The following is a 24494-nucleotide window of genomic DNA, read 5'->3' on the forward strand; positions in this document are numbered from 1 at the left end:
CAGCTCCGAACATTCTTGCACTTGGTGGCATTTTGCTTGCAGCCACTTTGCTGGTTGACCGAGAGGGGCTCTTTTCATCTTGAATCCATCGCTGTGGTAGCGCATTCGATTCATCCGCCCCTGCACCAGGGTGGCGTGCACCGTTGAAGTGAGCTATTGCTGATGTTTCGGCACCTGGCCGACTCAGGAGACCATTCGATGAAACAGCTACTGTTGGGCGCCTTGCTGGTGAGCGCTGCCGGCATTGCCCATGCGGACATCCCGCTGCTTAACGCCACCTGCCCAGGCAACATCGAGGTTCACGCCGATGAAGGCGGGCCGATCTATATCAATGGCAAAGAGGCCACGTTGAAGAAATTCAACGACAACTATTTCGAAGCCAAGGGCAGCGGGATAACCGTGTCGCTCACCATCAGGCCCGACGGCTCGCCGGATGTGTCGTACACCGGCAAGAATCGTGCGAATGGCGTCTGCGAACTGGCCGATCAGGACTGAAACGCCAGCGCCCGGTAAGCGCTGGCACGATGCGTCACTCAACCGCTGCGAAGGCAAGTGCCGCAAGCGTTCTGGCGCGAGGGTCCATCAGCACATGGCTGCCCATGGTGGTGGTCACGAAACCAAAGCTCATCTCCCGGTCTGGGTCTGCGAACGCCACCGGCCCGCCCAGCCCAACATGACCGAATGCCTGCGGCCCCATGCAATAGGACGCGTCAGGGTCGGCGGCATGTTCCATCATGCAACCCAGGCCATAGCGCATGGGGCGCCGCAGGGTCTGGTCGAACCCTGCACTTTGCTCTGTGCCGAACGCCTTCAACAGTTGTGGCCCCAACAACTTGCCTTGCAGCAGGGCACTGTAGAATCCCACCAGGCCATGGGCGTTGCCATGGCTGCAGACGCCCGGCTGGTGGTAGCCCCACCAGCGCGGATTACCCGTACGGGTGGGTGAAAGGCTGGGGTTGGTGAATGCCAGGGTCGCCACATGCGCAGGCTCATTGAGGATGAGGGTGCGCAGGTCCTGTGCGAACCGGTCACCTACTCGACCGGGCGCATGCTCGAAGTGAGCGATACGCTTGAACTGATCGGCAGGCACGCCCAGGAACACATCCAGCGCATGGGGTTCGAGGATCTCCTGGTGTATGAAAACCCCGGCGTCGCGACCGTCCACGCGGCGGATCAGCTCACCGATGATCCACCCATAGGTGGTCGCGCCGTACCCCACCTGTGTGCCTGGCGACCACCACGGCTGTTCGTCTGCTGTCACCTGGGCCATGTGGTTCCAGTCGTACATGTGGGGCGTGCGATCCGGCAGGCGCAGCGCAGGCAAGCCGCTGGTATGGCTCAACACCTGGCGAAGGGTGATTCGTTCTTTGCCGTGTCGAGCGAATTCAGGCCAGTGTTTGGCCACGGGATCATCCAGACCCAGTCGGCCCCGTTCCACCAGCATGAGTACCGCCACAGCGGTGATCGGCTTGATGGTGCAATAGGCGTTGACCAGGGTATCGCGCTGCCAGGGTGCATGGCCGTGCGCATCCTTCACGCCGCCCCAGATGTCTACGACGGTCTTGCCGCCGACCTGTATGCAGACACCGCCACCGCGCTCGTGGGGCTCTTCCAGGATGGCGGCGAAGGCCTGGCGGACCGGTTCAAAAGCAGCGTCACATCGTCCTTGTACCTGCATCTCATTGACTCCATTCGATCGAGCGCTGAACTCTAGCCCGTACTGCGCGGTGGGGGTGCCGGTGCCCTGCGCTTGTGCGCACCGTTCGTCCAGTGCCCGGCACTCCCACACCCTGCGAGGCTTCTCACGCTTATGCGCGGGCATCCCGTGCAGCAGCCTGGAGAAGCACCATGGACATCGACGAGAACGCACCTGGCAACAGGTCACAGCAGGGCGTTACGCGCACCACCGACAACGAAACCGGTCACGATCCAAGGCGCGAGGCGCCAGAGGTGCCACTGCCGCCTGACGACGAAGCGGCGGTCGAAGAAGACATGACCGATGTGGAGGCCGGCAACTCGGTACTGAGCGAGCATCCCGAGGCAGGAAACCACAGTCGCGACGACCACCCGCATGCGGGCTCGCCATTGCGCGAGCAGGGCGATGAGAGAAAGGAGACGCGCGACGTGCCTGCGAGCGATCCTGAGTCCGGTGCCTGAACCCTCGCCTGGTCAGTAGGTGGCGGTGATCGCCTGAGCCAGCTGCCGATCTGTCATCAAAGGTGGCCGGGCGGTCGCACGATAATGCCGAGACGCCTGCTCGAACTGTGCGCCGCGTATCTGGCCATCCGAGCCAACGAAGGCCAGCGCATCGCTTCTGGCCGACTTGAACAGATCGGGCGCATTGAAGGTCAGCGCGGTGGTGCCCGCCACCAGAATGCTCGGCACGAACGTGGTGTACATCAGCGCCTTATCGAACGGATTGGCGTTTTCGGCAGCCGCAGCGTGGCTGCTGGCCAGGACAAGCAGGGCGGCGCCCAGGGCGTTCCATACGGTCATTTGCGGTTCCATTGCACCGGGTGGCTTAGCGTGATCTCAGGCTTCGATGCAGGCTCAGCACGCCCTTGTCGTCGAACAGAAAGATGATCTGGTTGCCCACGTTGTCCTGGCAGATGACGCCTTCATTCTGGCTGTCGACGATGCCCTGGCATGCCATGTTCGACACGTAGGGGCGCAGTTGGCACTTGAGCGTCTTGCCATCTTCGATCACCAGTTGGTGGTTGGGCGAGATGCTCTGCGGGTCTGGGGCCGGGCAATTGCCCTGGCCCCAGTCGATGCCTTGATGATTGGGCTGATGATTGGGCTGGGTGGTGCAGCCGGCCAGCAGCACCAGGGGCAACAGGTACTTGCACTTCATGGTCACGGGTCCTGGTAGTTGCATCATTGTTGCGTTAGCGCTGCAGACTACAGGGTGAGGGTTTTCATTACCCTGCACTGAGTCTCGTTTTGAAAGATTCGCCCGGGCGATGCCAGTGCTGCGCCGGGCGGTTCCGCCATCGATGGGGAGTTCGCTAGCGCGCGGGCTCACCGTCGGCCAGCCCTCTGGCCAGGTCCACGGCTGCGGTAATGGCGGCCCTGGCCTGGGGGCTGTTCTTCCAGCAGGTCGAGCCCAATGCGGCAGATGCCTGGGAAAGGATGTCAGTGACATCCGATCTGCCCAGCTCGGCCAGGGAATCGATGCCCATCTGCTCGAGCCGGGTGATAACGGTGGGGCCTACGCCCTTGAGCGCCAGCAGGGCAGTACGTTCTGTCGGGGAAAATGCCATCGATGAAATCCTTTTCTGTTCTGTAGAAGCCTGGCGACAAGCCCGCTCAACCCATGAACTTCACGAACACCAGTTCCGGGTCGCCCGGGTCGAGGTTTTCGATTGTCCCGCTGTGTTGATAGCCCAGCTGTGCCAGGAGTTGGCGCATCGGCAGGTTGGAGGTGTTGGTGGATGTGAACACCTTCTGCGCCGAGGCGACTCGCTCCAGGTGTGTCATCAGCTGGCGGCCGACACCGGTGCGCCTGGATGCATCTGAAACGACCACCAGGGGAATGAAGTACTCACCGAAAAAGCTTCGGTCAAGGCAACCATAACCCAAGGGGGTGGCGGCGTCGTTCGCTTTGCAGGCAATCCAGCACTCACGTGCGCGGATGGCCTGCGCAAGCTGCTCGCGGCGGCGTTCATCGTTGCGTGCAACAGCGTCAATGCCTGTCAGGTGGTGGATGTCCTCTGCCAGGGCCTGCCTGATGGATAAGCTCATGGTCTCGCCTTGTCGGTTTGATGCCGCGAAGTGTACTTAAGGGACACTGAATCCATAAAAGTCGCGATATACGCAACTTGGCGCTACAGTGCCGAATAGTCCCGTCATGGTCTGAACAAGGAAGTTTGCGATGATAGCGAAGTTGATGGTCACCGTTGGTATCGTGTTTTACGCCGTCGTGGTACCGATCCTCGAAATCAATGATACCCACGTCTTCAATCAGGCCTGGGAGCCACACGCGCGCCTGCATGAAACCTGGCAGCTCTTCACCAATACCGCCATTGGTGCGTACAGCGTCTGGCTGGTGTGGGGGCGCGATAACCTGAGGCTGGCGAGCCTGCTGACCCTGTTCGTCACCGGCGGGTTCCTGATGGCGTACTGGCTGCGCGATGGCTACGGCGGCTCGATGGTACTCACAGACGGTTCGGAGAAGATGATCCTGGGCGTCAACCTTGGTCTTTTTGCCTACGCGCTGGCCATTCTGCTGGCGGGGCTTGCGGTCGCCCTCGAGCGGCGCAGGCCCGATAGGTCGCTGGAGGCTGACCAGCGCTAAGCCGATGACCAAGGGGGGGTGAAGGGGCGCGTCACCCCGCCTGCCGTTCCCGCCGCAGTGTATGCCACAACAGGGCGGCCGACAGCAGGCCGGGCATCATGAAGATGTACACGAGCTGCGGGAACTTGTGAGTGAAGCCGGCCAGCACGCCGCCCCATATCAGCGTGACTGCCACGCCGCAGATCAGCAGGCGGCGGTTGGGTACCACCGGTATTTCAGCCATCGACAGCAGGTAGATCTTCCAGCACGACCAGAGGCCGAACAACGAAATCGACATCAGGCCCATGGCTATGGGTATCGCGAACAGCGGTTGCTCACTGATGACCAACATCGGGAAGAAAAAACCGATGCACCCGGCAATGAACAGCAGCGTCAGGGGCATCAGGCCCAGTACGGCAGCCAGGGTGAGGCCCATTCGAAAGGTGGTGAGTTTGTCCATACAGCTACCTGCGACAACGAAGAGAAAACACTGCAGCCCACGCACTGTGCCATGGCCATGGGCATTTTCAAGGACGCGAAAAACGCGATGTAGACGCTCTGGGCAGTGCGCAAGGGGCCAATTCATGCATGATGGCTGATTGATGTCAATATTGCCTCCCTGCTGCGCCTTTAAAATCGAGGCACATATCGATAGGCGTTGCGTGCCGGGGAGTTGTGGCAATGTTTGGTGGAAAGTGGCGAGAACAGGTCAACGCACAGGCGCGTGAGTTGCAGGAGCTGAAGCAGCAGAATCTGGCGCTCCAGCAGGAAAACCGGCAACTGACCGATTTGCTGGCGCAAACCCAGGGTGAGCAGGCCGAGCTCAATGCCTACAGCCGTTACCAATGTGATCTGCACAGCAAGATGGGCATGTTCGACGAGTCGATGAAGCAGACCCGTGATGGGGTGGTCAGCCAGGCCGAAACCCTGCGCGGGGAGGTCGACCACCTCAAGGCCAACAGCGGCGTGTTCAGCGAGACGTCCGAACTGCTTTCGTCGTTCTCCACCTCGCTCACGCACATGGCCGGTCAAGGCGTGAGCAGTGTCGAGAGCGTGACCCACCTGCAGGCGCGGGTCAGCGAAATCAGCAGCATCGTGGGCTTGATCAAGGCCATTTCAGACCAGACCAACCTGCTGGCACTCAATGCCGCCATCGAGGCGGCGCGGGCCGGTGAGCAGGGGCGCGGGTTTGCGGTGGTGGCCGACGAGGTACGGGCCCTGGCCCAGCGCACCCACCAGGCCACCCAGGACATCAGCGTGCTGGTGGACGCCATCAATGTCGATACCACGGCGGCGAGCAACTCGATCGGCAACCTCTCCAATGAAGCCACGCGCCTGGCTGGCGACGTGTCGACCTCGGCGCAGACCCTGGACGAAATGGTGGTGATGGGGGACCACATGACCACCCTGATCGAGAACATGGCACTCAGTTCGTTCTGCGAGGCGGTCAAGCTCGACCACCTGTTGTTCAAGCTGATGGTGTACCTGCGCCTGTTCAATCAGGACCCGAACCTTGAGCTGTCGGACCACAAGCATTGCCGCCTGGGCAAGTGGTACCTGATGCCGGAAACCCAGCAGATCTACCAGCACGACCGGGCATTCGCCCAGCTCGACGACCCCCACCGTATCTGCCACGAATCGGCCAGCCATGCGCTGCACCAGGCGCAGCACAAGGACTGGAGCGCGGTGGTGGCCTCGCTGGACAGCATGGAAACCGCCAGCCTCAAGGTGAACCAGGTGCTGCAGGCGCTCGCCCATCGCGGCGACTGATCGACAGTTGCAGGCACCGGCGCGAGGGAGCAAAAGTGGTAGGATCCGTGCGATCGGATCGGGTAAAGGGAGTGCTGCATGGTTGGGGAGCTGGATGAGCGCGACGTCGCGCGTCGTTTCTGCGTTGTCTGTGCAGTCATCATTGCGGCGGTTGGTCTCTATGCTTCCCTGTACTGCCTGTTGAGCCCGGCCAGCATGTTCCCCTCGCTGGGCCCGGTGCTGGCGATCTTCGCGCTGGCACTGACCAACCTGCTGTGCCTGCCACTGGTGTTTGCCTATTGGCTGTTGGCGTTCCGGCCTGATGGTGCTCGGGTGTTGCTGATCGTGCAGGGCATCGCAATGGCGGCATTTGTGCTGTGGTACAGCGTGGTTTGACCGCGACTGTGCTGCAATGCAAAACGCAAACGTCCGGCACATGGCCGGACGTTTGCGTAGTGGCAGGCGACTTAACGGTGGCGGTGCTTGCGCTTGTGCTTGCTGGCACTGTGCCTGTTGTCATCTGCCAGATGATTGCCCACCGCGCCCCCGGCCGCGCCGCCCAGGCCGGCGCCGACGGTCGAACCGGTGGAGCCGCCCAGCGCATTGCCGATCAGTGAGCCGCCAGCCGACCCCAGGCCACCGCCCACGGCGGCCTGGGTGCGGTTGCCCTTGCGCGCACCAGCCGCGCTACCTGCAGCGCCACCCAGCCCGGCACCGATGGCGGCGCCGGTGCTGCCGCCGATCTGCTGGCCAACGACATTGCCCAGTGCGCCGCCCAGCCCGCCACCGATGGCGGTGGTGCCGTCGCCGGCAGCGGCAGTCAGGGGCAGCAGGATACCCAGGGCGAGGATAGGCAGGGTGAAACGCATGATGTGAACCTCAGGTACTTGATCTGCAAGATGATTTTTTGGTGCTGTTCAGACCGCGCGCCGAAGGTTTGGTTTCCGGTCGCGCCATTTAAAAACGTGGTGCGCCCTTGCGAGGCTTCGCGGGCCTCGGCGAAGATGGCCGATTGGCTTTTGCACAGTGAGGTTGATATGGCGCAGTACAAGACCGTTGGCGAGCTGGTGGCAGCCTTGTCGCGGCTTCCGCAGGATGCACGGGTGGTGGTTCAGGGTGGCCTGGGCCTGAAGGACATCAGCCTGTTCGGGGCAGGGCAGGTCCAGATCGAGTTCAAGGAGCAGATCATCGACTCCTCGCCGTCGTGGGTAGTGTTCGTCAAGCAGTGACTTCTGCAGGCTGTGCTAGCGTGTACAGATACGGCAATTAACTTGTACATAAAATTTTCCATGTGCAAGTATCGCCGCAACCCCCCGCCCAAGGGCCTGCCAGGGAGTACCGCATGCGACCGCCACCCATCGCGCTGTGCAGGCTGCTGTTGCTGATCGGTGTGCTGGCCTGCGGTTACGCCCAGGCGGGGTGGCGGGCCGACCTGCCGGATGCGCTTCTGGTAGGCAGTGCTGAATTCAGGACCTGGGGCCTGGATATCTATACGGCGCGATTGTGGGCCCCCGGTGCACGCTTGAACGAGGGCGATGGCTTCGCCCTCGAGATCACCTACCGGCGCGCGGTCAGTCGCGAGCGGTTGGTCGAGGTCAGCCTCGAGGAGATCCAGCGTCTGTCTGCCACCCCGCTGACGGCAGCGCAACGGGACCAGTGGCAGGCGCAGATGCAGCAGGCGTTCGTGGATGTCGAGGTGGGTATGCGCATCACGGGCGTGTACGTTCCCGGGCTTGGCTGTCGCTTCTATGTGGGGGAGCGCCTGCAGCACGAAGTGCGTGACCAGGCATTCGCCCGTGCGTTCTTCGCCATCTGGCTGGACCCTCGCAGCCGCTACCCCGACTTGCGTCGGCAACTCCTTGGAGCCTCCCCATGAAAGCCTGGTACCTGTTGGTGTTCCTGCTGTTGGCCGGCTGCGGCAATGTCGATGTCGAGGCTTACCGCAACCAGTCACCGGCGTTCGACCTGCGTCAGTACTTCAACGGCCGCGTCGACGGCTGGGGCATCGTGCAGAAGCGTTCCGGCGAGGTCATCAAGCGTTTTCACGTGCTGATCGAAGGGCGCAGCGAAGGCGATAACGTGGTGCTGAACGAGCACTTCACCTACAGCGACGGCACCCGGCAGCAACGCACCTGGACCATTCGCCCGGACGGCCCGGGACGTTGGCGCGGCACGGCCGGGGATGTGGTGGAAGAGGCGCGCGGGCAGAACGCCGGTTTCGCCTTGCGCTGGCAGTACGTGCTCGACGTACCGGTGGACGGCAAGACCTGGGCCATCCGCTTCGACGACTGGATGTACCTGCTGGACGATAACACCCTGGCCAACCGCTCCTCCATGACCAAGTTCGGCATCGAAGTCGGGCAGGTCACCTTGTTCTTTCGCAAGCAGGTGCAGTAGGCCGGCCGAGACGGTGCAGTACCGGCAGCAGCAAGGCCCACACGGCGGCAAGCACCAGCAGGCTCGGCCAGGTGCCCAATGGCAGCCCGGCACCGGCAAGCTGCACACCGCCCCAGTAGGACAACGGGCCGCCCACCGCGCCCAGCAGGCTGGCCCGCCACCAGGGGTTGGCGGTCCAGTGCAGGCTGTGGCGCAAGGTGCAGGCGAACACCGGCCACAGCAACAGCAGCCAGAACGGCGGCAGCCAACGATGACCGCCAAACTCGAACACCCCGAGCGCCAGCAGCAGGCTGTCGGTCAGCCAGCCGCACAGGCTGACGGCGACGATCAGGCGTACCTCGCCGGGCCTGGCCAGGCAGCTCAGGTGCGTCACCAGGCAGGCCACTGCCACTGCCAGCAAGGCGGGGTGGCGAGCACCCAGCACGCAGGCGAACCAGCCAAGCTGAAACAGCAGCGCATTGCCCAGCACCGGTGCCCAATGCGCTGTCCGCCGGTTCAGCCTGGTTGCCCCAGCAGCGGTGCGGGCCGTGCGCCGGCCTTGGCCAGCAACAGCTGGGCGGTGCCGATGGCACGCTCCAGAAAGCCCCCCTCGCAGTAGCACAGGTAGAACTCCCACAAGCGGTAGAACGTGTCGTCATAACCCAACGCCTGCAACGGCTGGCGCGCCTGCTGCAGGTTCTGGTGCCAGCAGCGCAGGGTGCGCGCATAGTGCAGGCCGAATTCTTCCATGTGGTGCAGGTTCAGATCGGTGTCGCGGCCCATCACCTGCAGCATCACCCCTACCGAAGGCAGGGCGCCGCCCGGAAAGATGTAGCGCTGGATGAAGTCGACCGAGCGGCACGCCTGTGCGTAGCGCTGTTCGCGGATGGTGATGCTCTGCAGCAGCATCAGGCCATCGGGCTTGAGCAGCCGCGCGCATTGCCTGAAGTAGCTGCTGAGGTAGCGATGGCCGACAGCTTCGATCATCTCGATGGATACCAGCTTGTCGTACTGGCCCTGCAGGTCGCGGTAATCCTCCAGCAGCAGGGTGATGCGGTCCTGCAGGCCGGCTTCGTCGATGCGCCGACGGGCATAGGCGAACTGTTCGGCCGACACCGTGGTGGTGGTTACCCGGCAGCCGTGGTGGCGTGCCGCGTAAATGGCCAGGCCGCCCCAGCCGGTGCCGATCTCCAGCAGGTGATCGTCGCGGGTGAGGGCGAGCTTCTGGCAGATGCGCTGCAACTTGTAGTGCTGGGCCTGTTCCAGGGTATCGTCGGCACCCTGAAACATGGCCGCCGAGTACATCATGCTCGGGTCCAGCAGGCGCTCGAACAGTTCGTTGCCCAGGTCGTAATGGGCGGCGATGTTGCGTCTGGCGCCGCGCCGGGTATTGCGGTTGAGCCAGTGCAGGCCATGCAGTAGCGGGCGCCCCAGGCGTGCCAGCCCGCCTTCCAGGCCGTCGAGTACCTCCAGGTTCGCCACCAGCACGCGGACCACGGCGGTGAGGTCCGGGCTGGTCCAGTAGCCGTGCACGTAGGCTTCGCCTGCGCCAATCGAGCCGTTGCTGGCCACCAGGCCCCATAGCGCGTCGTCCACTACCTGGACATGCCCTTGCAGGTTCGCGCCGGCGTCGCCGAAGTGGTGCACCACATTGGCTTCGATGACAACCAGTGCGCCGTGGCGCAGGCGTTCGAGCTGGCGCAGCACAGCGCGCCGCAGCAGCATCACGCCGATGCCGTTGCCGGCGGACGCGAAGCGTTTTGCCGGGATTGCCTCAGGGCTCTTCATGGGGGGTGTCCTTTGCGCTGTCGGGTGCATTGATCGGTTTGGCTCGCCGCCAGGTGCCCCGGGCGGCGAAGTGGTCGAACAGGCGATGACGCTTGAGAAGCAGGCGCAACGCCTGCCAATGGATGGCCAGCAGGGTCTTGGCGGTCATCCACGGGAAGCTCAGCAGGTGCCGGTGCAGGCTGCGTCGGTCAAGCTCGATGCGCGCCAGGTTCAGCACGGCGCTGAACACCCGGGTGTGTGCCTGCCAGTCCTCCATGCGCACACGGATACGCGCTGCAGGTGTGCAGAAGTGCATGCGGTATTCCAGGTCGGCGGGCAGGAACGGCGACACATGAAACGCCTTGGCCACGCTGAAGTTCCACGGCCCCGGGCCGTCGGCGGGCAACACGTAGTGAAAGCGTTCGCGCCAGGGCGTGTTGGTGACCTCGCAGAGAATCGCAGCCAGACGCCCGTCACCTTCAAAGCAGTAGAAAAAGCTCACCGGGTTGAAGGCCAGGCCCCAGCTGCGGGGTTGGGTCAGTACGCACACCGGCCCTTGGGGGCGGTGGTGCAGCACCTGTTCGAGCAGGTCCAGCACGGCGCTCTTGAGGGGCGTGCCCTGGTGAGTGGCGGCTGGCAGATAGTCCCGCTCGTCGAAGGCAAAGGCGCTCCACCGGCCCCCGCCGGCCAGCCTCGACAGCGCTGGCAGCTGCGCCTGCTCGTCCAGGTCCAGGTACAGCAGGCCGATGCGGTAGGCAAAGCCGAAATCCCCCCTGGCGGGGCGGCGGTGGCTGACCCAGCCCTGGTAGAGCGCGCTGTTCACAACTGCTCACCAAATTCGGCGGCCACGCGCAGCGCGCTGACCACGCCGTCTTCATGAAAGCCGTTGCCCCAGTACGCGCCGCAGTAGTAGCTGTGTCGGGCACCGCACAGTTCGGCGTGACGCACCTGGGCCCGTACCCCGGCCAGGCTGAACTGCGGGTGGGCATAGGTGTAGCGGCCAAGGACCTTGCCGGGGTCGATGGCGCCGGTCTGGTTGAGGCTCACGCAGAAGGTCTGCGGGGCATCGATGCCCTGCAGAATGTTCATGTTGTAGGTGACGGCGGCCGGCTGGGACTGCGAGCCGCCGAGGCGGTAGTTCCAGCTGGCCCAGGCCAGGGGGCGACGCGGCAGCAGGCGGGTGTCGGTGTGCAGGACCACGTCGTTGTCGGCATAGCGCAACGCGCCAAGAATCTCGCGCTCGGCCTGGCTGGGATCATGCAGCATCAGCAGCGCCTGGTCGCTGTGGCAGGCGAACACCACCTTGTCGTAACGCTCCATGCCTGCTCGGCTGAACAGGCTGACACCGTCGGCATCGCGGGTCACGCCCAGTACAGGGCAGTTGAGGCGAATGCGTTCGGCAAACGGTGCGCACAGCGGGGCCAGGTAACTGCGCGAGCCACCTTCCACTACCCGCCATTGCGGGCGATCGTTGACCGACAGCAGCCCGTGGTGCTTGAAGAAGCGCACGAAAAACTGCAGCGGGAAGCCCAGCATCTGCGCCAGCGGCATCGACCAGATGGCGGCTCCCATCGGCACGATGTAGTGGTCGATGAAACGCTCGCCGTAGCCGTTCATGTACAGGTAGTCGCCCAGCGAAAGGGTGTCGTTGACTCGCTGCTGCTCCAGGTCGTTCAGGGCCTGGCGATTGAAGCGCAGGATGTCGTAGAGCATGCCCCAGAAGGGCGGCGACAACAGGTTGCGGCGCTGCGCGAAGAGGCTGTTGAGGGTGTTGCCGTTGTACTCGTGGGCGGTCTGCGGGTCGTGGACCGAAAAGCTCATTTCGGTAGGGCGCGAGGCGATGCCCAGCTGATCGAGCAGGCGGATGAAGTTGGGGTAGGTCCAGTCGTTGAACACGATGAACCCGGTATCCACCGCGTAGTGTCGCTCGCCAAGCTGCACGTCGACGGTATGGGTGTGCCCGCCAATCCGGTCACTGGACTCGTACAGCGTGATGGCGTGCTGGCGCTGCAGCAGGTGGGCGCAGGTAAGCCCGGCGATACCGCTGCCGATGATGGCTATCTTCATGGGTGGGGTTCCTGACGCAGTGGCCGTGACAGGTGCTTGCCCAGTGCCAGTTGCAGGCTCACCGGCAGCAGCGCGACCAGGCGCAGGCCGGCGATGAACAGGAGCGGAAAGGCAATGGTGTACGGGCGCTTGTGCAGGCGCCGGGCAATATGGCGTGCGGCCTTTTCGGCGGGCCAACACAGCGGCATGGGGAAGTCGTTGCGCCGGGTCAGCGGGGTGTCGACGAAGCCCGGGCTGACCAGCGTCACGGCAATGCCTTCGCGGGCCAGGTCGATGCGCAGCGATTCGAACAGGTAGCGCACCGCGGCCTTGGAGGCGCCATAGGCACCGGCGCGTGGCAGCGCCAGAAAGGTCACGGCGCTGGCCACGGCCACCAGGTGCGGCTGTCGGCCCTGGCGCAGCAGGGGCAGGGCAGCCTCCACGCAGTGGCTGGCACTGAACAGGTTGGAAGCCACCACGCGCTCGACCATGGCGGCTTCGAAGGCTTCGCTGTCCAGGTACTCGCAGGTGCCGGCGTTGAGTATCACCTGGTCCAGGCCACCCCAGGCCTGGGCGATCTGCTGGGCGATCGCGCGCACCTGGTCACCTTCGCGAAGGTCGCCCGGTACCACCAGTACCTGGTCGGGGTAGCGCTGCGCCAATGCCTGCAAGGGCTGGACATTGCGCGCGCTGACCGCCAGGCGATGCCCCTGGGCCAGCAGCAGGGGGGCCAGTGCCGCACCAATGCCGCTGCTGGCGCCGGTTAGCCAGATGCGTCTCATGCCAGTCTCCGCTTGAGCCAGCCGATCACGCTGCCCATCACCGGCAGGTGCTCGTACAGCAGCGCCCCGGCGTCGAAGTAGTCATGGTGCAGGTAGACCTTGTCGCGCCACATCAGGTGCGAGCAACCCTGTACCTGAACCGGGCGCCCACCGTTCAGGCGCGCATGCCGGTAGTGCAGGGTCCAGCGCAGGTAGCCCTTCCCGTCGTCGACCTGGTCATAACCGTGGAACTCGAAGCGCACCTGATCGACGTTGGCGTACAGCTGAGCGAAAAAATCCTGCAGCGCGGCCATGCCGTGGATCTGATGCAGCGGGTCACGGAACTGGACATCGTCGCTGTACAACTCGCGCAGCACACTCAGGTTGTGCGCGTCGATCGCGCAGAATCGCTCTGCAAAGCGTTTGAGATACTCGGACATTGCCTGCACCCATGACCATTGTGGTCATTTAGTTGTACACGTATTGTTATTTGTACAAGATATTTGCAGGTTAGAGGGAAATTTGTACAAGTCAATTCATCCCTGCAGATTTTGCTGCAGGGAGATGGACGCAGGGGCAGGGGCAGGGGCAGGTGCAAGGCGAGGGAGAACGCAGGACGCAGAAAGCAGAAAAGCGCCCCAAGGGGCGCTTTTCAGAAGATGGTGCGAGTGGCGGGACTCGAACCCGCAAGGCTCACGCCGGCAGATTTTAAGTCTGCTGTGTATACCAATTCCACCACACTCGCACGGATCATCCGGCTGCAAGGTCAGGCACAGGGTGTGTGCGACACTTTACCTTCCGGATCAAGGCGGCTTTATAACTCATCGTTATATTCGAGTCAACTCGCGCACCCGCTACTTTGCCATGTAACGCCGCAGCCAGCGGCGCGGAATCAGCAGTGACACGATGGCCAGCGCCAGGGCGAAGCCACCGCAGGCCATCAGCGCCGCCAGGCCGTAGCGGTGCTCCAGCAGCCCGCCCAGCACTGCGCCGCCGAACATGCCGGACCACGGCACCAGTTGCACGCGCCAGCCCGGACGCCGCTCCCCCATCAGCCAGCGGCCCAGGCCGCGGCCAAAGCGCGACAGGGCGCCGGTTACATAGGTCAGCCCGATGGGCAGCCCGTTCACCTCTTCGACCGCCGCATTGAGCATGCCCATGGCGATGATCGCGCCCAGCAGCGCCGGCAACTGCGCCTGCGCGCCCCACAGGCCTGCCCCCAGCAGCAGTGCCGCCGACAGGGCGAGCAGCGGCCATGCACGCTTGGCGCTCAGGCGGGCGATGATCACCCCCAGCGCGTTGCCGGCAATGAAGGCGCCGATCAGCAGGGCCAGGCGGGCCACCAGTGCCCAGTGCGCATCGCCCAGGGCGACGGCCATGCGCGTGGTGTTGCCGCTCATGAATGAAACGAAATCGCCGGTGGCGAGAAAGCCGATGGCGTCGGTCATGCCCGCCAGCACCGACAGGGCAGCGACGAAAAACAACCCGACGCGGCCCCGGCGCTTGTAGACGAGGGTAGTCAGCGGCCCGCGTTGGCCCTGTGGGCGCTCTGGCAGCATGGGCGTCTCCGGGGCTAGGGTTCGATGCGGTCGGCCACGCTGCGCAACTGGTCGATCGATGCCTGCAGCCCATTGATGCTGCGCTGCACTTCCAGGGCATCCTGCGGGTGGGCCGAGTGCTGCAGGTAGCGCGCATGCCCGGCCATTTCGCGCGCGATCTGCTCCAGATCGGCGGCGGTGTGCTCCAGGTCATCGTGAATGCCTTTCATCCTTGCATCTGTGGTCAACGTCCTTCCCCCGGTTGCGCTTGCACCTGTGGACTATAACAAGTTGCCCCCCGGCCCGGAACGATTTCCCCGGGCACTGCCCGGATAGCTGAGCACCCGTTGACACCGGGCAATCACTGCGCCACTGTTCCGCCAGTGATTTATCGTTCACGTCCTGCAGGTCGATACGACTGTTTCGAAATTACGGAATTGCAGAGGCACCCGGTTGTCTACCTTCTCATTGTCCTCACTGCGGTGCCTGCGGGTTTGCCATGGATTCTTCCCAGCGCTCTGACCTTCAAACCATGCACGCCAGCCGCTATGAGCAGTTGGTGCAGACCGTTGCGGACTACGCCATCTATATGCTCGACCTCGAGGGCCATGTGGTTTCGTGGAACCTGGGGGCCCAGCGCATCAAGGGCTACAACGCCGACGAGGTCATCGGTCGGCACTTCTCGATGTTCTTCACACCGCAGGATTGCGCCGAAGGCCGGCCTGGCTGGTTGCTCAATCGTGCGCTGAGCACCGGTGGGGCACAGGACGAAGGCTGGCGCATGCGCAAGGACGGCACGCAGTTCTGGGCCCTGGCGGCACTGGATGTGATTCGGGACGAGCAGGGCGAGGTGGTCGGGCTGGCGAAAATCACCCGCGACATCACCGATCGTCGGGAAGCCGCATTACAGTTGGACGCCATGCGTGCGCAGCTGTTCCAGTCGCAGAAGCTGGAAGCCCTCGGCCAGCTTACCGGGGGCATGGCCCACGATTTCAACAATCTGCTCACGATCATCATCGGCTCGGCCAAGCTGGCCATGACCTCTCGCGACCCGCAGCGTACCGAGCGCCTGTTGCAGCATATCGTCGATGCCGGCGAACGCGGCAGCCAGGTGACCCAGCAGTTGCTCGGGTTTGCCCGGCGCAAGGTGCAAAGCACAAGCCGGGTCGATGTGGCGCAGTTGGTCCGGGCGAGCCAGGCGTTGCTGTCCCAGGCGCTGCCCAAGGGCATCGAATTGCAGGTAGATATCCAGGGCGAGGTATCGGATATCGAGGTGGACAGCGGCCAGTTGCAGATGGTGCTGCTCAACCTGATCTTCAACGCCCGTGACGCCATGGATGTCGAGGGGCGCATCGAACTGGTTGCACGCAACCAAGTGCTGCAGGGGGAGTGGGACGGGCTGGTTGGCGATCATGTGCTCATCAGCGTGCGCGACCCCGGACGTGGTATCGATGCTGCGGTGTTGCCACGCATTTTCGAGCCGTTTTTCACCACCAAGAGTTTTGGCAAGGGAACCGGCCTGGGGTTGAGCCAGGCCTACGGTTTTGCCAAGCAGAGCAACGGTTGCATCAGGGTCGAGAGCGAAAGCGGTCGCGGCACCTGCATGACCCTGTGCCTGCCGGCATGGCAGCCACCCCAGCCCGACAACCTTCAAAGCGAGTGAACCTATCGTGGAGCAGCTCAAGCGTCTTGCTACAGGCATCGAAGGTCTGGACGACCTGCTCAAGGGCGGCCTTGTGGCCGGCTCGTCCTATATCGTCCAGGGTCGCCCGGGCTCGGGCAAGACCATCCTGGCCAACCAGTTGGCGTTCAACCATGTGGCCACGGGCGGGCGGGTGCTGGTGGCGACGCTGCTGAGCGAGTCCCATGAGCGTCTGTTCCAGTACCTGTCCACCCTGAGCTTTTTCGACCCTGCGCTGGTGGGCAACCAGCTGCAGTTCGTCAGTGCCTTCGATACCCTCGAAAGCGAGGGGCTGGAGGCGGTGGTCAAGCTGCTGCGCGGTGAAATCGGCCGCCAGGGCGCCTCCCTGCTGATTGTCGACGGCCTGCTCAATGCACGTTCACGCGCCGAAAACGTGCTCGATACCAAGAAGTTCATTTCAGAGCTGCAAGGCCATGCCGCATTTGCCGGCTGCACCTTGCTGCTGCTTACCAGTTCGCGCCTGGATGACGGCAGCCCGGAACACACCATGGTCGATGGCGTCATCGAGCTGGGCGAGGACCTGTACGGCGCACGTTCGGTGCGACGCATCCAGTTGCGCAAGACCCGCGGCAGCGGGGCGCTGTCCGGGGTGCACGAATGCGAGATCACCGAGCAGGGGCTGAAGGTGTATCCGCGCCTTGAAGCACTCTACAGCCACCCCTCCAGTCCGGGCAGCGAGGTGTTGACCCGCGTCGGCACGGGCCTGGCCAGTCTCGATGGCTTGCTGGGCGGGGGCTTTCCCAGCGCTTCGGTCTCGCTGGCGATGGGGCCGTCGGGTATTGGCAAGACCTCCCTGGGCCTGAGTTTTCTGGCTGGTGCCACAGTGGCCGAGCCGGGCCTGCATTTCGGCTTCTACGAGACCCCGCAGCGCTTGCGCATCAAGGCCAGGGCCATCGGTATCGATCTGCCGGCACTGGAGAAAAGCGGGGCGGTGCACCTGGCCTGGCAGCCCACTACCGAAGGGTTGCTCGATGGCGTGGGCGCCCGTTTGCTCAGCCATGTACGCAAGCACCGCATCAAACGGGTGCTGATCGACAGCCTGGGCGCGTTTGCCCGGCTCGCCACCAACCAGGGGCGGCTCAACGAGTTCTTCCGTGCGCTGATGGGCGAGCTGCGTGCCGAGGATGTGACGGTGTTGGCGACCTGGGAGATGCGCGACCTGTTCGGCTCTGAAATCAACGCACCCGCGTCGGAGCTGTCGTCGATCGTCGACAACCTGTTCCTGATGCGTTTCGTCGAGCTGGACGCCGAGCTCAAGCGCTTGCTGTCGATCCTCAAGGTGCGCGACAGTGAATACGATCCGGCCCTGCTGGAGCTGGTCATCCGTTCGACAGGCATCGAGCTCGACAAGGCGTTCGTTCAGGCGAGCGCGGTGATGTCGGGCACCGCTTCATCGGCGCAAGGGGCATGAAAGCCCTGGGCTGGCAGCCATGAGCACGATTCTGGTCGTGGACGACGAGTATGTGATCGCCGATATCCTGGGGTATGCCCTGGAGGACGCCGGCTACAAGGTCGAGAAGGCGCCCAATGGCAAGACGGCCCTGGACGTGCTGGAGAAGGTGCGAATCGACCTGGTCATCACCGACTACATGATGCCGATAATGAATGGCGAGGAGTTGGCCAAAGCGATTCGCAGCAATGCGCAGTTTGCGGACCTACCGGTCATTCTCATGAGCGGGGCCCAGGCAAGTATCGGCAAAGCCATACCTGACCTGTTTTCTGCAGTGTTCGACAAGCCGTTCGATACTGCCAGCATGGTGGCCAGGGTCAGGGCATTCATCGGTGTGGCGGAGGCCGGGCGGGATACGCCAGAGCTTCAGTGAACCGTGTTGCCGGGACCAAGCGCATCCGTGCGACTCGATTAGCCCTGGTTACTGGTGATCATCCCCCTTCTCCGGCGCCGGGCTGCCGGCTTGAATGCGCTTGTAAATCTCTTCACGGTGCACCTGGACATCTTTGGGTGCATCGATGCCGATCCTCACTTGCATCCCCTTGACCCCTAGAATGGTGACCTTGATGTCATCATTGATGACGATGCTTTCGCCAACTTTGCGGGTGAGTATCAGCATGTACTTCTCCTTGGTAACTTTGAATGCCTTGCAGGCGGTAGCTGCACAGGCCGGGTGTGCGCGGTGGCACAGCCGTCTTTCCCTTCATTAAAGACGCATTCGATGGAAATTAATTCCCCGAGCACAAGATTCTGTTGAGGTCTTTAGTCACAGGTTCCGATTGGGCAGATGGGCAATTACGCACAACCGGTATCGCCCATGGACGCAAGCATAGGGGGCTTCAACGCATATGGGAAATTTCTCTGCCTGATGGGGGATATGTCTTTTTTCTATGGAACGGCGGCGTTTAAAAAGTAGGGTTATTTAATGTGCTAGTTAATGATTTTCATTCGTATCGCATGCATTCAATGTCATGAGAAAACGTGCCAGGGCCACCTCGGCCAGCTCCATGCGCTGGCGCGCCCGTGGCCGTGGCAGCGCGTGGAGCTCGCCCAGCACGAAGCGCTCCAGCAGCGCCGGGTGCACATAGCTGCGCCGGCATACGGCGGGGGTATTGCCCAGTCGCGACGCCACCTGCTTGAGCATGGCCACGATCTGTCGGCGCGCTTCGGTTTCCGGTTGCCATTGCAGCTCGCGCAGCAACTCCAGCGCCAGCGCGCTGCCGGCCCAGGTGCGATAGTCCTTGGCGGTGAAGTCGGCACCGGTCAATTGCTGCAGGTAGGCGTTCACGTCCGCCGAACCGACGGTGTGACATTGCCCCAGCGCGTCCTGCCACTGGAACAGGTCCTGGCCCGGCAGTTCCAGGCAGCGCTTGACGATGCGTGCCAGGCGCCGGTCCTTGAGGGTCACCTGGTGCTCGATGCCGCTCTTGCCGCGAAAGCGAAACCGTATTGCGCTGCCTTCGACCTGCACATGGCGAGTGCGCAGCGTGGTCAGCCCGTAGGAGCGGTTGTCGCGGGCATACTGACGGTTGCCCACGCGGATCAGCGTGTTGTCGAGCAGGCTGACCACCAGTGCCATGACCTTTTCGCGGTCCAGGCCGGGCCGCGCCAGGTGCTCGTCGAGTTGCTTGCGCAGCCTCGGCAGGCGTTTGGCGAAGGCCAGCATGCGGTCGTACTTGTGGCTGTCGCGCAGTTCGCGCCAGTCGGGGTGATAGCGGTACTGCTTGCGACCACGTGCGTCGCGTCCGGTGGCTTGCAGGTGGCCGCGCGGGTCGGCGCAGATCCATACATCGGTATAGGCCGGCGGTATGGCCAGCGCCTTGATGCGGGCCAGGGTATCCGGTGCGGTGATGCGCTGGCCGTGGGCGTCGAAATAGGCGAAGTGCTTGCGCAGCAGGCGCCGATGGAAACCGGGGCGGCTGTCATCCACGTAATGCAGGCCACTGGGCAAAGGGGGCAGGTCGACATTCATGCTGGGCGCTCGCGTAGGGGCTCTGACGATGGACAGCAGCCGTTCGCGCAAGTTAGCCCAGCAATGCCACCGATTTTATCTGCGCCCACAACTGCTGGCCTTCGTGCAGCCCCAACTGGTCGCTCGAGTAGCGCGTCACCCGCGCCAGCAGGGCTGTGCCATCGGCGTCCAGGCTCACCAGCATCTGCGCCGGGTTGTCACCGGCGCGCAGCGCGCACACGCGCACTGGCAGGCGGTTGAGAATGCTCGAACGGCTGTCGTCGGCCAGGCTCAGGCTCACGTCGCGTGCTTGGACCTTGACCCGCAGGCGCGCCCCCGGGGCCAGCGCCTCGTGGGTGAGGCGCAACCTGAGGTCGCTGCCCGGCAGTTTCAGGTCCAGCAACTGGTAGGCCGCGTCGTGGGCGTCCACCTCGCCCTCGATGACCACCCCGGCGTCCTCCTGCAGGGCCAGCGGCAGGTCCAGGCGGGCCAGGGTCTGGCTGATCGGCCCGCTGGCCTGCACCTTGCCCTGTTCGAGCAGCACCAGGTGATCGGCCAGGCGCGCCACTTCGTCCTGCGCATGGCTGACGTAGATCAGCGGGATCTGCAACTGGTCGTGCAGGCGCTCCAGGTACGGCAGGATTTCGCGTTTGCGCGGGCCGTCCAGGGCTGCCAGGGGTTCGTCCATCAGCAGCACCTTGGGGCTGGTGAGCAGCGCACGGGCGATCCCCACGCGCTGTCGTTCACCGCCCGACAGGGTGTCCGGCTTGCGCGCGAGCAGGTGGCTGATGCCCAGCAGCTCGCAGGCGTGCTCCAGGCCGACCTGGCGCTGGTGCTGGGCGATGCGTCGCCAGCCGAAGATCAGGTTGTTCTTCACGCTCAGGTGGGGGAACAGGCTGGCTTCCTGGAACACATAGCCGATGGGGCGCTGGTGGGGCGGCATGAAGTACTGGCGTGCGGAATCCTGCCAGACTTCGCCATTGACCTCGATGTAGGCCTGGTCGGCCCGCTCCAGGCCTGCCAGGCAGCGCAGGCAGGTGGTCTTGCCCGAGCCCGAATGGCCGAACAGGGCGCTGACACCGCGCCCGGGCAGTTGCAGGTCAACATCCAGCCGGAAATCGTCGAAGGCCACCTGCAACCGGGCCTGGATCAATGAACTCATCGGTCAGCTCCAGGCCGGCTTGCCGCGGCGGCTGGCGTACAGCGCCAGCAGCACCAGGAACGAGAACACCAGCATGGCGCCGGCCAGCCAGTGGGCCTGCATGTACTCCATGGCCTCGACATGGTCGAAGATCTGCACGGAAACCACGCGGGTCTTGTCGGGAATATTGCCGCCGATCATCAGCACCACGCCGAACTCGCCGACGGTGTGGGCAAAGCCCAGGATGCTCGCGGTAATGAAGCCAGGGCGGGCCAGGGGCAGCACCACGCTGAAAAAGCAGTCCCACGGGCTGGCGCGCAAGGTGGCAGCCACCTCCAGCGGGCGCTCGCCAATGGCGCTGAACGCGTTTTGCAGCGGTTGCACCACGAACGGCATCGAGTACACCACCGACCCGATCACCAGGCCTGTGAAACTGAACACCACGGTGCCCAGGCCCAGCGCCTGGGTGGCCTGGCCAAGCCAGCCGTGGGGGCCCAGGGCGATCAGCAGATAGAAGCCGATCACCGTGGGCGGCAACACCAGGGGCAGGGCCACGATCGCCCCGATCGGCCCGCGCAGCCAGGAGCGCGTGCGCGCCAGCCACCAGGCGATCGGGGTGCCGATCAGCAGCAGGATCAGGGTAGTCAGCGACGCCAGCTTGAACGTCAGCCAGATGGCGCCCAGGTCGCTGGCGTCCAGTGGCATCAGAGTTCGTAGCCGTACGACTTGATCACTTCAGCGGCCTTGGGGCCCTTGAGGTAATCGACCAGCGCCTTGGCGGCGGCGTTGTCCTTGCCCTTGTTGAGAATCACAGCGTCCTGTTTGATCGGGTCGTGCAGGTCGGCTGGCACGATCCAGGCCGAGCCGTTGCTGACCTTGCCGTCCTTGTAGATCTGCGACAGGGCCACGAAGCCCAGCTCGGCGTTGCCGGTGGAAACGAACTGGAACGCCTGGGTGATGTTCTGGCCTTCGACCAACTTGCCCTTGGTGGCCTCGGTCAGGTTCAGCTTGGCCAGTACCTGCGTGGCGGCCAGGCCGTAGGGCGCGGCCTTGGGGTTGGCGATGGACAGGTGCTTGTAGTCGTTTTTCTTCAGGACTTCGCCCTTGTCATCCACATAGCCCGCTTTGGGCGACCACAGCGCGAGGGTGCCGATGGCGTAGGTAAAGCGCGAGCCCTTGACGGTTTCGCCTTCGTTCTCGAGTTTTTCGGGGGTGGTGTCGTCGGCCGACAGGAACACCTCGAAGGGCGCGCCATTCTTGATCTGCGCGTAGAACTGCCCGGTAGCGCCGAAGGAGGCGACCAGCTTGTGGCCGGTGTCCTTTTCGAAATCCTTGGCAATAGCCTGGATGGGCGCGGTGAAGTTGGCCGCGACGGCCACCTGGACTTCATCGGCCCAGGCGCTGTTGAGGGTCAGCATGCCGAATACGGCGGTCAGGGCAAAACGAGGGGCGCGCATTCTCATCAAACAGCTCCATGTGCATGAGGTAATCGTTATGCATTGGAATATATAGCGATTGCCCGACAAACGGAAAGATCTGTTTTACCGTGACATCAATGCCAGCGCCTTTTCTGCCAGTTGGCGCGTCAGTTCGGCTGCCGGCAGGGCTTGGCCAAGGCGCAGCGCCTGGCCGGCCCACAGGTTGCTGAAATCGCTGTTGCCCTGCGGCTCGCTGATGGCGCGAAGGGGCATCAAGGCGCCGCCGGCCAGGGGGAAGGCAGGGGCCAGGGGGCTCATCGGGCCCAACTCACGCATGATGCGGGTATTGATGCCGCGTGCCGGGCGCCCGGTAAACAGGTTGGTGAGCGCGGTATCGCTGGCCTGTGCGCTGTGCAGTGCCTGGCGATGCGCGGCCGACACCTTGGCCTCGGGGCAGAACAGGTAGGCGGTGCCCACCTGAACGGCCGAGGCGCCCAGTGCGAAGGCCGCCACAACACCGCGGGCATCGCCGATGCCGCCAGCCGCGATCACCGGCACCTTGACCGCATCGGCCACCTGGGGCACCAGCGCCAGGGTGCCGATCTGGGTGGTGAGGTCATCGCTCAGGAACATGCCGCGGTGCCCACCTGCTTCATAGCCCATGGCGATGATCGCGTCGCAGCCATGGGCTTCGAGCCAGCGTGCTTCCTCGACCGTGGTGGCACTGGACAGTACCTTGGCCCCGCTGGCCTTGACCCGCGCCAGCAGCTCGGGCGCAGGCAGGCCGAAGTGAAAGCTCACCACTGCAGGCTTGCAGTCTTCCACCAAGACACAGCCCGCCTCGTCGAAGGGCGCGCGATTGGAGACCGGGGTAGTGGCGCCGAAGTCGGCACCCACTTCTTCGTAGTACGGCTTGAGTGCCTGCTTCCAGCGGATTGCACGTTCGCCATCGGTGGCGGGTGGCCGATGGCAGAAGAAATTGAGGTTGAGCGGGCCGCGACTGGCCTGGCTGAAGGTCGCGATCTCCTGGCGTATCTGCTCGGGAGTGAGCATCGCGCATGGCAGCGAGCCCAGCCCCCCGGCGTTACTGACCGCGATGGCCATGGCCGACCCCGTGGCGCCCGCCATCGGTGCCTGGATGATGGGCAACTCGATACCGAGCAGGTCGAGGATACGTGGGTCCGGCCATTGGCTCATCGCGGGGCTCCTTGTGTGGGCGTGGGTTACAGCGCCTTGCTTACCTTGATGTCGGTGATCTTGCTGAAGTCTTCGCCGTGCAGTTTGCGCAAGGCTTCCTCGACCTGCTGTGGCGCCGTGCTGCTGAGCACGGCGAAGTCGAAACGACGCTCGCCGTCGAGGTTGTACTTGATGACGTACTTGATGTTTTCGCTCATGGGGTTATCTCAGCTTCGACGACGAACGGCGGATGATCTTGATCGTGTGGGTGAAGGTCGGCTTGCTTACCGCCGACAGGGCACGCGGGCCGACGGTGTCGATGGTGATGTTCCAGAAGCCGTCGCTGGGCACGGTGATCTTCGCCGGGAAGTCGACGAAGGCGCCGCCGTGATAGGTATGCCGGCCGCCATTCTTGAAGCTGCGGAAGTTGGCATCGTTCATCAGGCGGATATTGCAGCGCTGGGAGCAGTGGATGACGACGATGTCGTCTTCATTGAGGTGCTCGCGCTGGTGTACGAATTTCATGTCGCTCTCCGCAAGGGATCTTTTGGCAAATCAAAACGATAGCACGATGTCGGGTTACACTGTGGGGCTGAGTGCCAAGGCCAGAGATAAAACTGCCAATCCAGGGAGCAAATCGGCCTGGCCATGGTCCAACGGTTTTTTATGGAGGGGTACCGATGAAATGGGTTGTACCAGCGCTGGCAGTTGCGCTGACCGGTTGTGCCAATGTAGCCGAAATCGAACAGAGCCCCGAGACCATGAGCGTGATCTCGGGCAAGTCGCCACGCGAGTTTGCCACCTGCGTTCAGCAAAAACTGGCTGATAGCCGTGGCCCGCTGACCATCGAGGAGCGGGGTAGCGGCCTGCGCGTGGTGGTTCCGCAGAAGCTCTCGGACAAGTCCCCGGCTGCAGTGCTGGAGATCAGCGAGCGCTCGAGTGGCAGCGCGGTCAAGTTGCATGAGCGGTTGAGCAATTTTCCCCTGCGCCCGGGGGATGTCAAAGCGGCTGTGAGCGTGTGCATCTCCAAGTGATTGCGTGAGCCGCGTTTAAACGATTCAGTGGTTGTCCCTGCATTTTTCTGTGCCTGCCCGCGTTGTAGCGCTGGCCGGATAGGCCTAGTATCGGTAGGCTTATATTTTA

The 24494-nt window shown here is 63.5% G+C and carries 34 protein-coding genes, 1 tRNA gene and 2 pseudogenes; 13 read left to right on the plus strand and 24 right to left on the minus strand.

Annotation, left to right across the window (positions count from 1 at the left end; translation table 11 throughout):
- Nucleotides 1–198 precede the first annotated feature (198 nt).
- On the plus strand, nucleotides 199–495 hold the full coding sequence (locus B4I46_RS17725; RefSeq protein WP_043861706.1) for a hypothetical protein: 297 nt from the start codon (nucleotides 199–201) through the stop codon (nucleotides 493–495).
- A gap of 34 nt (nucleotides 496–529) precedes the next feature.
- Here B4I46_RS17725 and B4I46_RS17730 read toward each other — a convergent pair whose 3' ends face one another.
- Entirely contained in the window at nucleotides 530–1678 is a 1149-nt protein-coding gene (locus B4I46_RS17730; protein ID WP_286901359.1) for a serine hydrolase domain-containing protein, read from the minus strand.
- Nucleotides 1679–1848: 170 nt separating this feature from the next.
- Between B4I46_RS17730 and B4I46_RS25480 the strand changes: the two are divergent.
- Nucleotides 1849–2040 (plus strand): annotated as a pseudogene (locus tag B4I46_RS25480) (hypothetical protein); the annotation flags it as partial.
- A 129-nt stretch (nucleotides 2041–2169) separates the two neighbouring features.
- Here the strand turns inward: B4I46_RS25480 and B4I46_RS17740 are convergent.
- The 4 genes from B4I46_RS17740 to B4I46_RS17755 all read right to left on the minus strand — a co-directional run bounded on the left by B4I46_RS17740 (nucleotide 2170) and on the right by B4I46_RS17755 (nucleotide 3744).
- Nucleotides 2170–2496: a DUF2388 domain-containing protein gene (locus tag B4I46_RS17740; RefSeq protein WP_043861709.1), complete on the minus strand. Its 327-nt coding sequence runs from the start codon at nucleotides 2494–2496 to the stop codon at nucleotides 2170–2172.
- A 25-nt stretch (nucleotides 2497–2521) separates the two neighbouring features.
- Entirely contained in the window at nucleotides 2522–2854 is a 333-nt protein-coding gene (locus tag B4I46_RS17745) for a hypothetical protein (protein WP_286901205.1), read from the minus strand.
- A 154-nt stretch (nucleotides 2855–3008) separates the two neighbouring features.
- Nucleotides 3009–3263 carry a helix-hairpin-helix domain-containing protein gene (locus tag B4I46_RS17750; RefSeq protein ID WP_286901206.1) on the minus strand — a complete coding sequence of 85 codons (255 nt, stop codon included), beginning with the start codon at nucleotides 3261–3263 and terminating at the stop codon, nucleotides 3009–3011.
- A 46-nt stretch (nucleotides 3264–3309) separates the two neighbouring features.
- Complete coding sequence (locus B4I46_RS17755) at nucleotides 3310–3744, minus strand: GNAT family N-acetyltransferase (RefSeq protein WP_286901207.1); 435 nt, start codon at nucleotides 3742–3744, stop codon at nucleotides 3310–3312.
- A gap of 130 nt (nucleotides 3745–3874) precedes the next feature.
- On the opposite strand from B4I46_RS17755, the gene B4I46_RS17760 reads away from it, so the two are divergent.
- The gene (locus tag B4I46_RS17760; protein WP_058540370.1) at nucleotides 3875–4297 is read left to right on the plus strand and encodes a hypothetical protein; all 423 of its coding nucleotides are present in this window, start codon (nucleotides 3875–3877) and stop codon (nucleotides 4295–4297) included.
- A 31-nt stretch (nucleotides 4298–4328) separates the two neighbouring features.
- Here B4I46_RS17760 and B4I46_RS17765 read toward each other — a convergent pair whose 3' ends face one another.
- On the minus strand, nucleotides 4329–4736 hold the full coding sequence (locus tag B4I46_RS17765; protein ID WP_043861714.1) for a hypothetical protein: 408 nt from the start codon (nucleotides 4734–4736) through the stop codon (nucleotides 4329–4331).
- Between the two features lie 638 nt (nucleotides 4737–5374).
- Here B4I46_RS17765 and B4I46_RS25715 point away from each other — a divergent pair.
- From B4I46_RS25715 to B4I46_RS17780, 3 genes and pseudogenes are all read left to right on the plus strand, one after another.
- Nucleotides 5375–5650 (plus strand): annotated as a pseudogene (locus B4I46_RS25715) (methyl-accepting chemotaxis protein); the annotation flags it as partial.
- A 45-nt stretch (nucleotides 5651–5695) separates the two neighbouring features.
- Nucleotides 5696–6046: a CZB domain-containing protein gene (locus B4I46_RS17775; protein WP_256213296.1), complete on the plus strand. Its 351-nt coding sequence runs from the start codon at nucleotides 5696–5698 to the stop codon at nucleotides 6044–6046.
- A gap of 78 nt (nucleotides 6047–6124) precedes the next feature.
- Nucleotides 6125–6421, plus strand: coding sequence for a hypothetical protein (locus B4I46_RS17780; RefSeq protein ID WP_286901208.1), 297 nt, complete (start codon nucleotides 6125–6127; stop codon nucleotides 6419–6421).
- A gap of 71 nt (nucleotides 6422–6492) precedes the next feature.
- On the opposite strand, the gene B4I46_RS17785 is transcribed toward B4I46_RS17780, so the two are convergent.
- Nucleotides 6493–6894 (minus strand): glycine zipper domain-containing protein, encoded by a 402-nt coding sequence (locus B4I46_RS17785; RefSeq protein ID WP_286901209.1) that lies wholly within the window; start codon nucleotides 6892–6894, stop codon nucleotides 6493–6495.
- Nucleotides 6895–7062: 168 nt separating this feature from the next.
- On the opposite strand from B4I46_RS17785, the gene B4I46_RS17790 reads away from it, so the two are divergent.
- The 3 genes from B4I46_RS17790 (at nucleotide 7063) to B4I46_RS17800 (ending at nucleotide 8422) form a co-directional block, all read left to right on the plus strand.
- Nucleotides 7063–7254 carry a hypothetical protein gene (locus tag B4I46_RS17790; RefSeq protein WP_043861717.1) on the plus strand — a complete coding sequence of 64 codons (192 nt, stop codon included), beginning with the start codon at nucleotides 7063–7065 and terminating at the stop codon, nucleotides 7252–7254.
- 113 nt (nucleotides 7255–7367) lie between these two features.
- Nucleotides 7368–7901, plus strand: coding sequence for a chalcone isomerase family protein (locus B4I46_RS17795; protein ID WP_286901210.1), 534 nt, complete (start codon nucleotides 7368–7370; stop codon nucleotides 7899–7901).
- Nucleotides 7898–8422, plus strand: a complete 525-nt coding sequence (locus B4I46_RS17800) for a DUF3833 domain-containing protein (RefSeq protein WP_213607342.1) — start codon at nucleotides 7898–7900, stop codon at nucleotides 8420–8422. Before B4I46_RS17795 ends, B4I46_RS17800 begins: the two co-directional genes overlap by 4 nt.
- Here the strand turns inward: B4I46_RS17800 and B4I46_RS17805 are convergent.
- From B4I46_RS17805 to B4I46_RS17845, 9 genes are all read right to left on the minus strand, one after another.
- A complete protein-coding gene (locus B4I46_RS17805) occupies nucleotides 8391–8891 on the minus strand; it encodes a DUF2878 domain-containing protein (RefSeq protein WP_058540367.1) in 501 nt (166 codons plus the stop codon). The genes B4I46_RS17800 and B4I46_RS17805 overlap by 32 nt on opposite strands.
- Before the next feature lie 26 nt (nucleotides 8892–8917).
- Nucleotides 8918–10189: an SAM-dependent methyltransferase gene (locus B4I46_RS17810; protein ID WP_104572582.1), complete on the minus strand. Its 1272-nt coding sequence runs from the start codon at nucleotides 10187–10189 to the stop codon at nucleotides 8918–8920.
- Nucleotides 10176–10991: a DUF1365 domain-containing protein gene (locus B4I46_RS17815; protein ID WP_210014103.1), complete on the minus strand. Its 816-nt coding sequence runs from the start codon at nucleotides 10989–10991 to the stop codon at nucleotides 10176–10178. Before B4I46_RS17815 ends, B4I46_RS17810 begins: the two co-directional genes overlap by 14 nt.
- A complete protein-coding gene (locus B4I46_RS17820; protein ID WP_286901212.1) occupies nucleotides 10988–12235 on the minus strand; it encodes an NAD(P)/FAD-dependent oxidoreductase in 1248 nt (415 codons plus the stop codon). The genes B4I46_RS17815 and B4I46_RS17820 overlap by 4 nt, the downstream gene beginning before the upstream one ends.
- Nucleotides 12232–12996, minus strand: coding sequence for an SDR family NAD(P)-dependent oxidoreductase (locus B4I46_RS17825; RefSeq protein ID WP_043861724.1), 765 nt, complete (start codon nucleotides 12994–12996; stop codon nucleotides 12232–12234). The genes B4I46_RS17820 and B4I46_RS17825 overlap by 4 nt, the downstream gene beginning before the upstream one ends.
- Complete coding sequence (locus tag B4I46_RS17830; RefSeq protein WP_286901214.1) at nucleotides 12993–13415, minus strand: nuclear transport factor 2 family protein; 423 nt, start codon at nucleotides 13413–13415, stop codon at nucleotides 12993–12995. The genes B4I46_RS17825 and B4I46_RS17830 overlap by 4 nt, the downstream gene beginning before the upstream one ends.
- A gap of 220 nt (nucleotides 13416–13635) precedes the next feature.
- Nucleotides 13636–13720 (minus strand) — tRNA-Leu (locus tag B4I46_RS17835).
- Between the two features lie 109 nt (nucleotides 13721–13829).
- The gene (locus B4I46_RS17840) at nucleotides 13830–14534 is read right to left on the minus strand and encodes a YoaK family protein (protein WP_043861726.1); all 705 of its coding nucleotides are present in this window, start codon (nucleotides 14532–14534) and stop codon (nucleotides 13830–13832) included.
- Between the two features lie 14 nt (nucleotides 14535–14548).
- Nucleotides 14549–14743 carry a hypothetical protein gene (locus tag B4I46_RS17845; RefSeq protein ID WP_043861727.1) on the minus strand — a complete coding sequence of 65 codons (195 nt, stop codon included), beginning with the start codon at nucleotides 14741–14743 and terminating at the stop codon, nucleotides 14549–14551.
- A 269-nt stretch (nucleotides 14744–15012) separates the two neighbouring features.
- Between B4I46_RS17845 and B4I46_RS17850 the strand changes: the two genes are divergently transcribed.
- Genes B4I46_RS17850 through B4I46_RS17860 form a run of 3 tightly spaced genes read left to right on the plus strand, consistent with a single transcriptional unit; the run spans nucleotide 15013 to nucleotide 18038 of the window.
- Nucleotides 15013–16176 carry a two-component system sensor histidine kinase NtrB gene (locus B4I46_RS17850; protein WP_286901217.1) on the plus strand — a complete coding sequence of 388 codons (1164 nt, stop codon included), beginning with the start codon at nucleotides 15013–15015 and terminating at the stop codon, nucleotides 16174–16176.
- A 4-nt stretch (nucleotides 16177–16180) separates the two neighbouring features.
- The gene (locus B4I46_RS17855; protein ID WP_043861729.1) at nucleotides 16181–17626 is read left to right on the plus strand and encodes an ATPase domain-containing protein; all 1446 of its coding nucleotides are present in this window, start codon (nucleotides 16181–16183) and stop codon (nucleotides 17624–17626) included.
- 19 nt (nucleotides 17627–17645) lie between these two features.
- The gene (locus B4I46_RS17860; RefSeq protein ID WP_054914301.1) at nucleotides 17646–18038 is read left to right on the plus strand and encodes a response regulator; all 393 of its coding nucleotides are present in this window, start codon (nucleotides 17646–17648) and stop codon (nucleotides 18036–18038) included.
- A gap of 48 nt (nucleotides 18039–18086) precedes the next feature.
- Here B4I46_RS17860 and csrA read toward each other — a convergent pair whose 3' ends face one another.
- The 8 genes from csrA to B4I46_RS17900 all read right to left on the minus strand — a co-directional run bounded on the left by csrA (nucleotide 18087) and on the right by B4I46_RS17900 (nucleotide 23876).
- Complete coding sequence (gene csrA, locus B4I46_RS17865; RefSeq protein ID WP_043861731.1) at nucleotides 18087–18284, minus strand: carbon storage regulator CsrA; 198 nt, start codon at nucleotides 18282–18284, stop codon at nucleotides 18087–18089.
- Between the two features lie 315 nt (nucleotides 18285–18599).
- Nucleotides 18600–19637 carry a DNA topoisomerase IB gene (locus B4I46_RS17870; RefSeq protein ID WP_286901219.1) on the minus strand — a complete coding sequence of 346 codons (1038 nt, stop codon included), beginning with the start codon at nucleotides 19635–19637 and terminating at the stop codon, nucleotides 18600–18602.
- Nucleotides 19638–19689: 52 nt separating this feature from the next.
- Nucleotides 19690–20778 carry a molybdenum ABC transporter ATP-binding protein gene (gene modC / locus B4I46_RS17875; protein WP_286901220.1) on the minus strand — a complete coding sequence of 363 codons (1089 nt, stop codon included), beginning with the start codon at nucleotides 20776–20778 and terminating at the stop codon, nucleotides 19690–19692.
- A 3-nt stretch (nucleotides 20779–20781) separates the two neighbouring features.
- The gene (gene modB / locus B4I46_RS17880; protein ID WP_054914304.1) at nucleotides 20782–21462 is read right to left on the minus strand and encodes a molybdate ABC transporter permease subunit; all 681 of its coding nucleotides are present in this window, start codon (nucleotides 21460–21462) and stop codon (nucleotides 20782–20784) included.
- Nucleotides 21462–22220, minus strand: a complete 759-nt coding sequence (modA, locus tag B4I46_RS17885; protein WP_196932827.1) for a molybdate ABC transporter substrate-binding protein — start codon at nucleotides 22218–22220, stop codon at nucleotides 21462–21464. Before modA ends, modB begins: the two co-directional genes overlap by 1 nt.
- Nucleotides 22221–22298: 78 nt before the next feature.
- A complete protein-coding gene (locus tag B4I46_RS17890; RefSeq protein ID WP_286901223.1) occupies nucleotides 22299–23372 on the minus strand; it encodes an NAD(P)H-dependent flavin oxidoreductase in 1074 nt (357 codons plus the stop codon).
- Nucleotides 23373–23398: 26 nt separating this feature from the next.
- Nucleotides 23399–23569 carry a hypothetical protein gene (locus B4I46_RS17895; protein ID WP_088514404.1) on the minus strand — a complete coding sequence of 57 codons (171 nt, stop codon included), beginning with the start codon at nucleotides 23567–23569 and terminating at the stop codon, nucleotides 23399–23401.
- Nucleotides 23570–23573: 4 nt separating this feature from the next.
- A complete protein-coding gene (locus tag B4I46_RS17900) occupies nucleotides 23574–23876 on the minus strand; it encodes a DUF1883 domain-containing protein (RefSeq protein ID WP_043861737.1) in 303 nt (100 codons plus the stop codon).
- A gap of 155 nt (nucleotides 23877–24031) precedes the next feature.
- Between B4I46_RS17900 and B4I46_RS17905 the strand changes: the two genes are divergently transcribed.
- Nucleotides 24032–24385, plus strand: coding sequence for a hypothetical protein (locus tag B4I46_RS17905; RefSeq protein WP_043861738.1), 354 nt, complete (start codon nucleotides 24032–24034; stop codon nucleotides 24383–24385).
- The last annotated feature ends 109 nt before the right edge of the window (nucleotides 24386–24494 follow it).

The organism is Pseudomonas sp. UBA7500 (assembly GCF_002478435.1).
GTDB classification, from domain to species: domain Bacteria; phylum Pseudomonadota; class Gammaproteobacteria; order Pseudomonadales; family Pseudomonadaceae; genus Aquipseudomonas; species Aquipseudomonas palmensis.

Excerpts from the sequence above, each read along its gene's own strand:
- B4I46_RS17725 (WP_043861706.1), top strand. The coding sequence starts at position 199 with ATGAAACAGCTACTGTTGGGCGCCTTGCTGGTGAGCGCTGCCGGCATT.
- B4I46_RS17730 (WP_286901359.1), bottom strand. The coding sequence starts at position 1,678 with ATGCAGGTACAAGGACGATGTGACGCTGCTTTTGAACCGGTCCGCCAG.
- B4I46_RS17740 (WP_043861709.1), bottom strand. The coding sequence starts at position 2,496 with ATGACCGTATGGAACGCCCTGGGCGCCGCCCTGCTTGTCCTGGCCAGC.
- B4I46_RS17745 (WP_286901205.1), bottom strand. The coding sequence starts at position 2,854 with ATGAAGTGCAAGTACCTGTTGCCCCTGGTGCTGCTGGCCGGCTGCACC.
- B4I46_RS17750 (WP_286901206.1), bottom strand. The coding sequence starts at position 3,263 with ATGGCATTTTCCCCGACAGAACGTACTGCCCTGCTGGCGCTCAAGGGC.
- B4I46_RS17755 (WP_286901207.1), bottom strand. The coding sequence starts at position 3,744 with ATGAGCTTATCCATCAGGCAGGCCCTGGCAGAGGACATCCACCACCTG.
- B4I46_RS17760 (WP_058540370.1), top strand. The coding sequence starts at position 3,875 with ATGATAGCGAAGTTGATGGTCACCGTTGGTATCGTGTTTTACGCCGTC.
- B4I46_RS17765 (WP_043861714.1), bottom strand. The coding sequence starts at position 4,736 with ATGGACAAACTCACCACCTTTCGAATGGGCCTCACCCTGGCTGCCGTA.
- B4I46_RS17775 (WP_256213296.1), top strand. The coding sequence starts at position 5,696 with ATGGCACTCAGTTCGTTCTGCGAGGCGGTCAAGCTCGACCACCTGTTG.
- B4I46_RS17780 (WP_286901208.1), top strand. The coding sequence starts at position 6,125 with ATGGTTGGGGAGCTGGATGAGCGCGACGTCGCGCGTCGTTTCTGCGTT.
- B4I46_RS17785 (WP_286901209.1), bottom strand. The coding sequence starts at position 6,894 with ATGCGTTTCACCCTGCCTATCCTCGCCCTGGGTATCCTGCTGCCCCTG.
- B4I46_RS17790 (WP_043861717.1), top strand. The coding sequence starts at position 7,063 with ATGGCGCAGTACAAGACCGTTGGCGAGCTGGTGGCAGCCTTGTCGCGG.
- B4I46_RS17795 (WP_286901210.1), top strand. The coding sequence starts at position 7,368 with ATGCGACCGCCACCCATCGCGCTGTGCAGGCTGCTGTTGCTGATCGGT.
- B4I46_RS17800 (WP_213607342.1), top strand. The coding sequence starts at position 7,898 with ATGAAAGCCTGGTACCTGTTGGTGTTCCTGCTGTTGGCCGGCTGCGGC.
- B4I46_RS17810 (WP_104572582.1), bottom strand. The coding sequence starts at position 10,189 with ATGAAGAGCCCTGAGGCAATCCCGGCAAAACGCTTCGCGTCCGCCGGC.
- B4I46_RS17820 (WP_286901212.1), bottom strand. The coding sequence starts at position 12,235 with ATGAAGATAGCCATCATCGGCAGCGGTATCGCCGGGCTTACCTGCGCC.
- B4I46_RS17825 (WP_043861724.1), bottom strand. The coding sequence starts at position 12,996 with ATGAGACGCATCTGGCTAACCGGCGCCAGCAGCGGCATTGGTGCGGCA.
- B4I46_RS17830 (WP_286901214.1), bottom strand. The coding sequence starts at position 13,415 with ATGTCCGAGTATCTCAAACGCTTTGCAGAGCGATTCTGCGCGATCGAC.
- B4I46_RS17840 (WP_043861726.1), bottom strand. The coding sequence starts at position 14,534 with ATGCTGCCAGAGCGCCCACAGGGCCAACGCGGGCCGCTGACTACCCTC.
- B4I46_RS17845 (WP_043861727.1), bottom strand. The coding sequence starts at position 14,743 with ATGAAAGGCATTCACGATGACCTGGAGCACACCGCCGCCGATCTGGAG.
- B4I46_RS17850 (WP_286901217.1), top strand. The coding sequence starts at position 15,013 with ATGGATTCTTCCCAGCGCTCTGACCTTCAAACCATGCACGCCAGCCGC.
- B4I46_RS17860 (WP_054914301.1), top strand. The coding sequence starts at position 17,646 with ATGAGCACGATTCTGGTCGTGGACGACGAGTATGTGATCGCCGATATC.
- csrA (WP_043861731.1), bottom strand. The coding sequence starts at position 18,284 with ATGCTGATACTCACCCGCAAAGTTGGCGAAAGCATCGTCATCAATGAT.
- B4I46_RS17870 (WP_286901219.1), bottom strand. The coding sequence starts at position 19,637 with ATGAATGTCGACCTGCCCCCTTTGCCCAGTGGCCTGCATTACGTGGAT.
- modC (WP_286901220.1), bottom strand. The coding sequence starts at position 20,778 with ATGAGTTCATTGATCCAGGCCCGGTTGCAGGTGGCCTTCGACGATTTC.
- modB (WP_054914304.1), bottom strand. The coding sequence starts at position 21,462 with ATGCCACTGGACGCCAGCGACCTGGGCGCCATCTGGCTGACGTTCAAG.
- modA (WP_196932827.1), bottom strand. The coding sequence starts at position 22,220 with ATGAGAATGCGCGCCCCTCGTTTTGCCCTGACCGCCGTATTCGGCATG.
- B4I46_RS17890 (WP_286901223.1), bottom strand. The coding sequence starts at position 23,372 with ATGAGCCAATGGCCGGACCCACGTATCCTCGACCTGCTCGGTATCGAG.
- B4I46_RS17895 (WP_088514404.1), bottom strand. The coding sequence starts at position 23,569 with ATGAGCGAAAACATCAAGTACGTCATCAAGTACAACCTCGACGGCGAG.
- B4I46_RS17900 (WP_043861737.1), bottom strand. The coding sequence starts at position 23,876 with ATGAAATTCGTACACCAGCGCGAGCACCTCAATGAAGACGACATCGTC.
- B4I46_RS17905 (WP_043861738.1), top strand. The coding sequence starts at position 24,032 with ATGAAATGGGTTGTACCAGCGCTGGCAGTTGCGCTGACCGGTTGTGCC.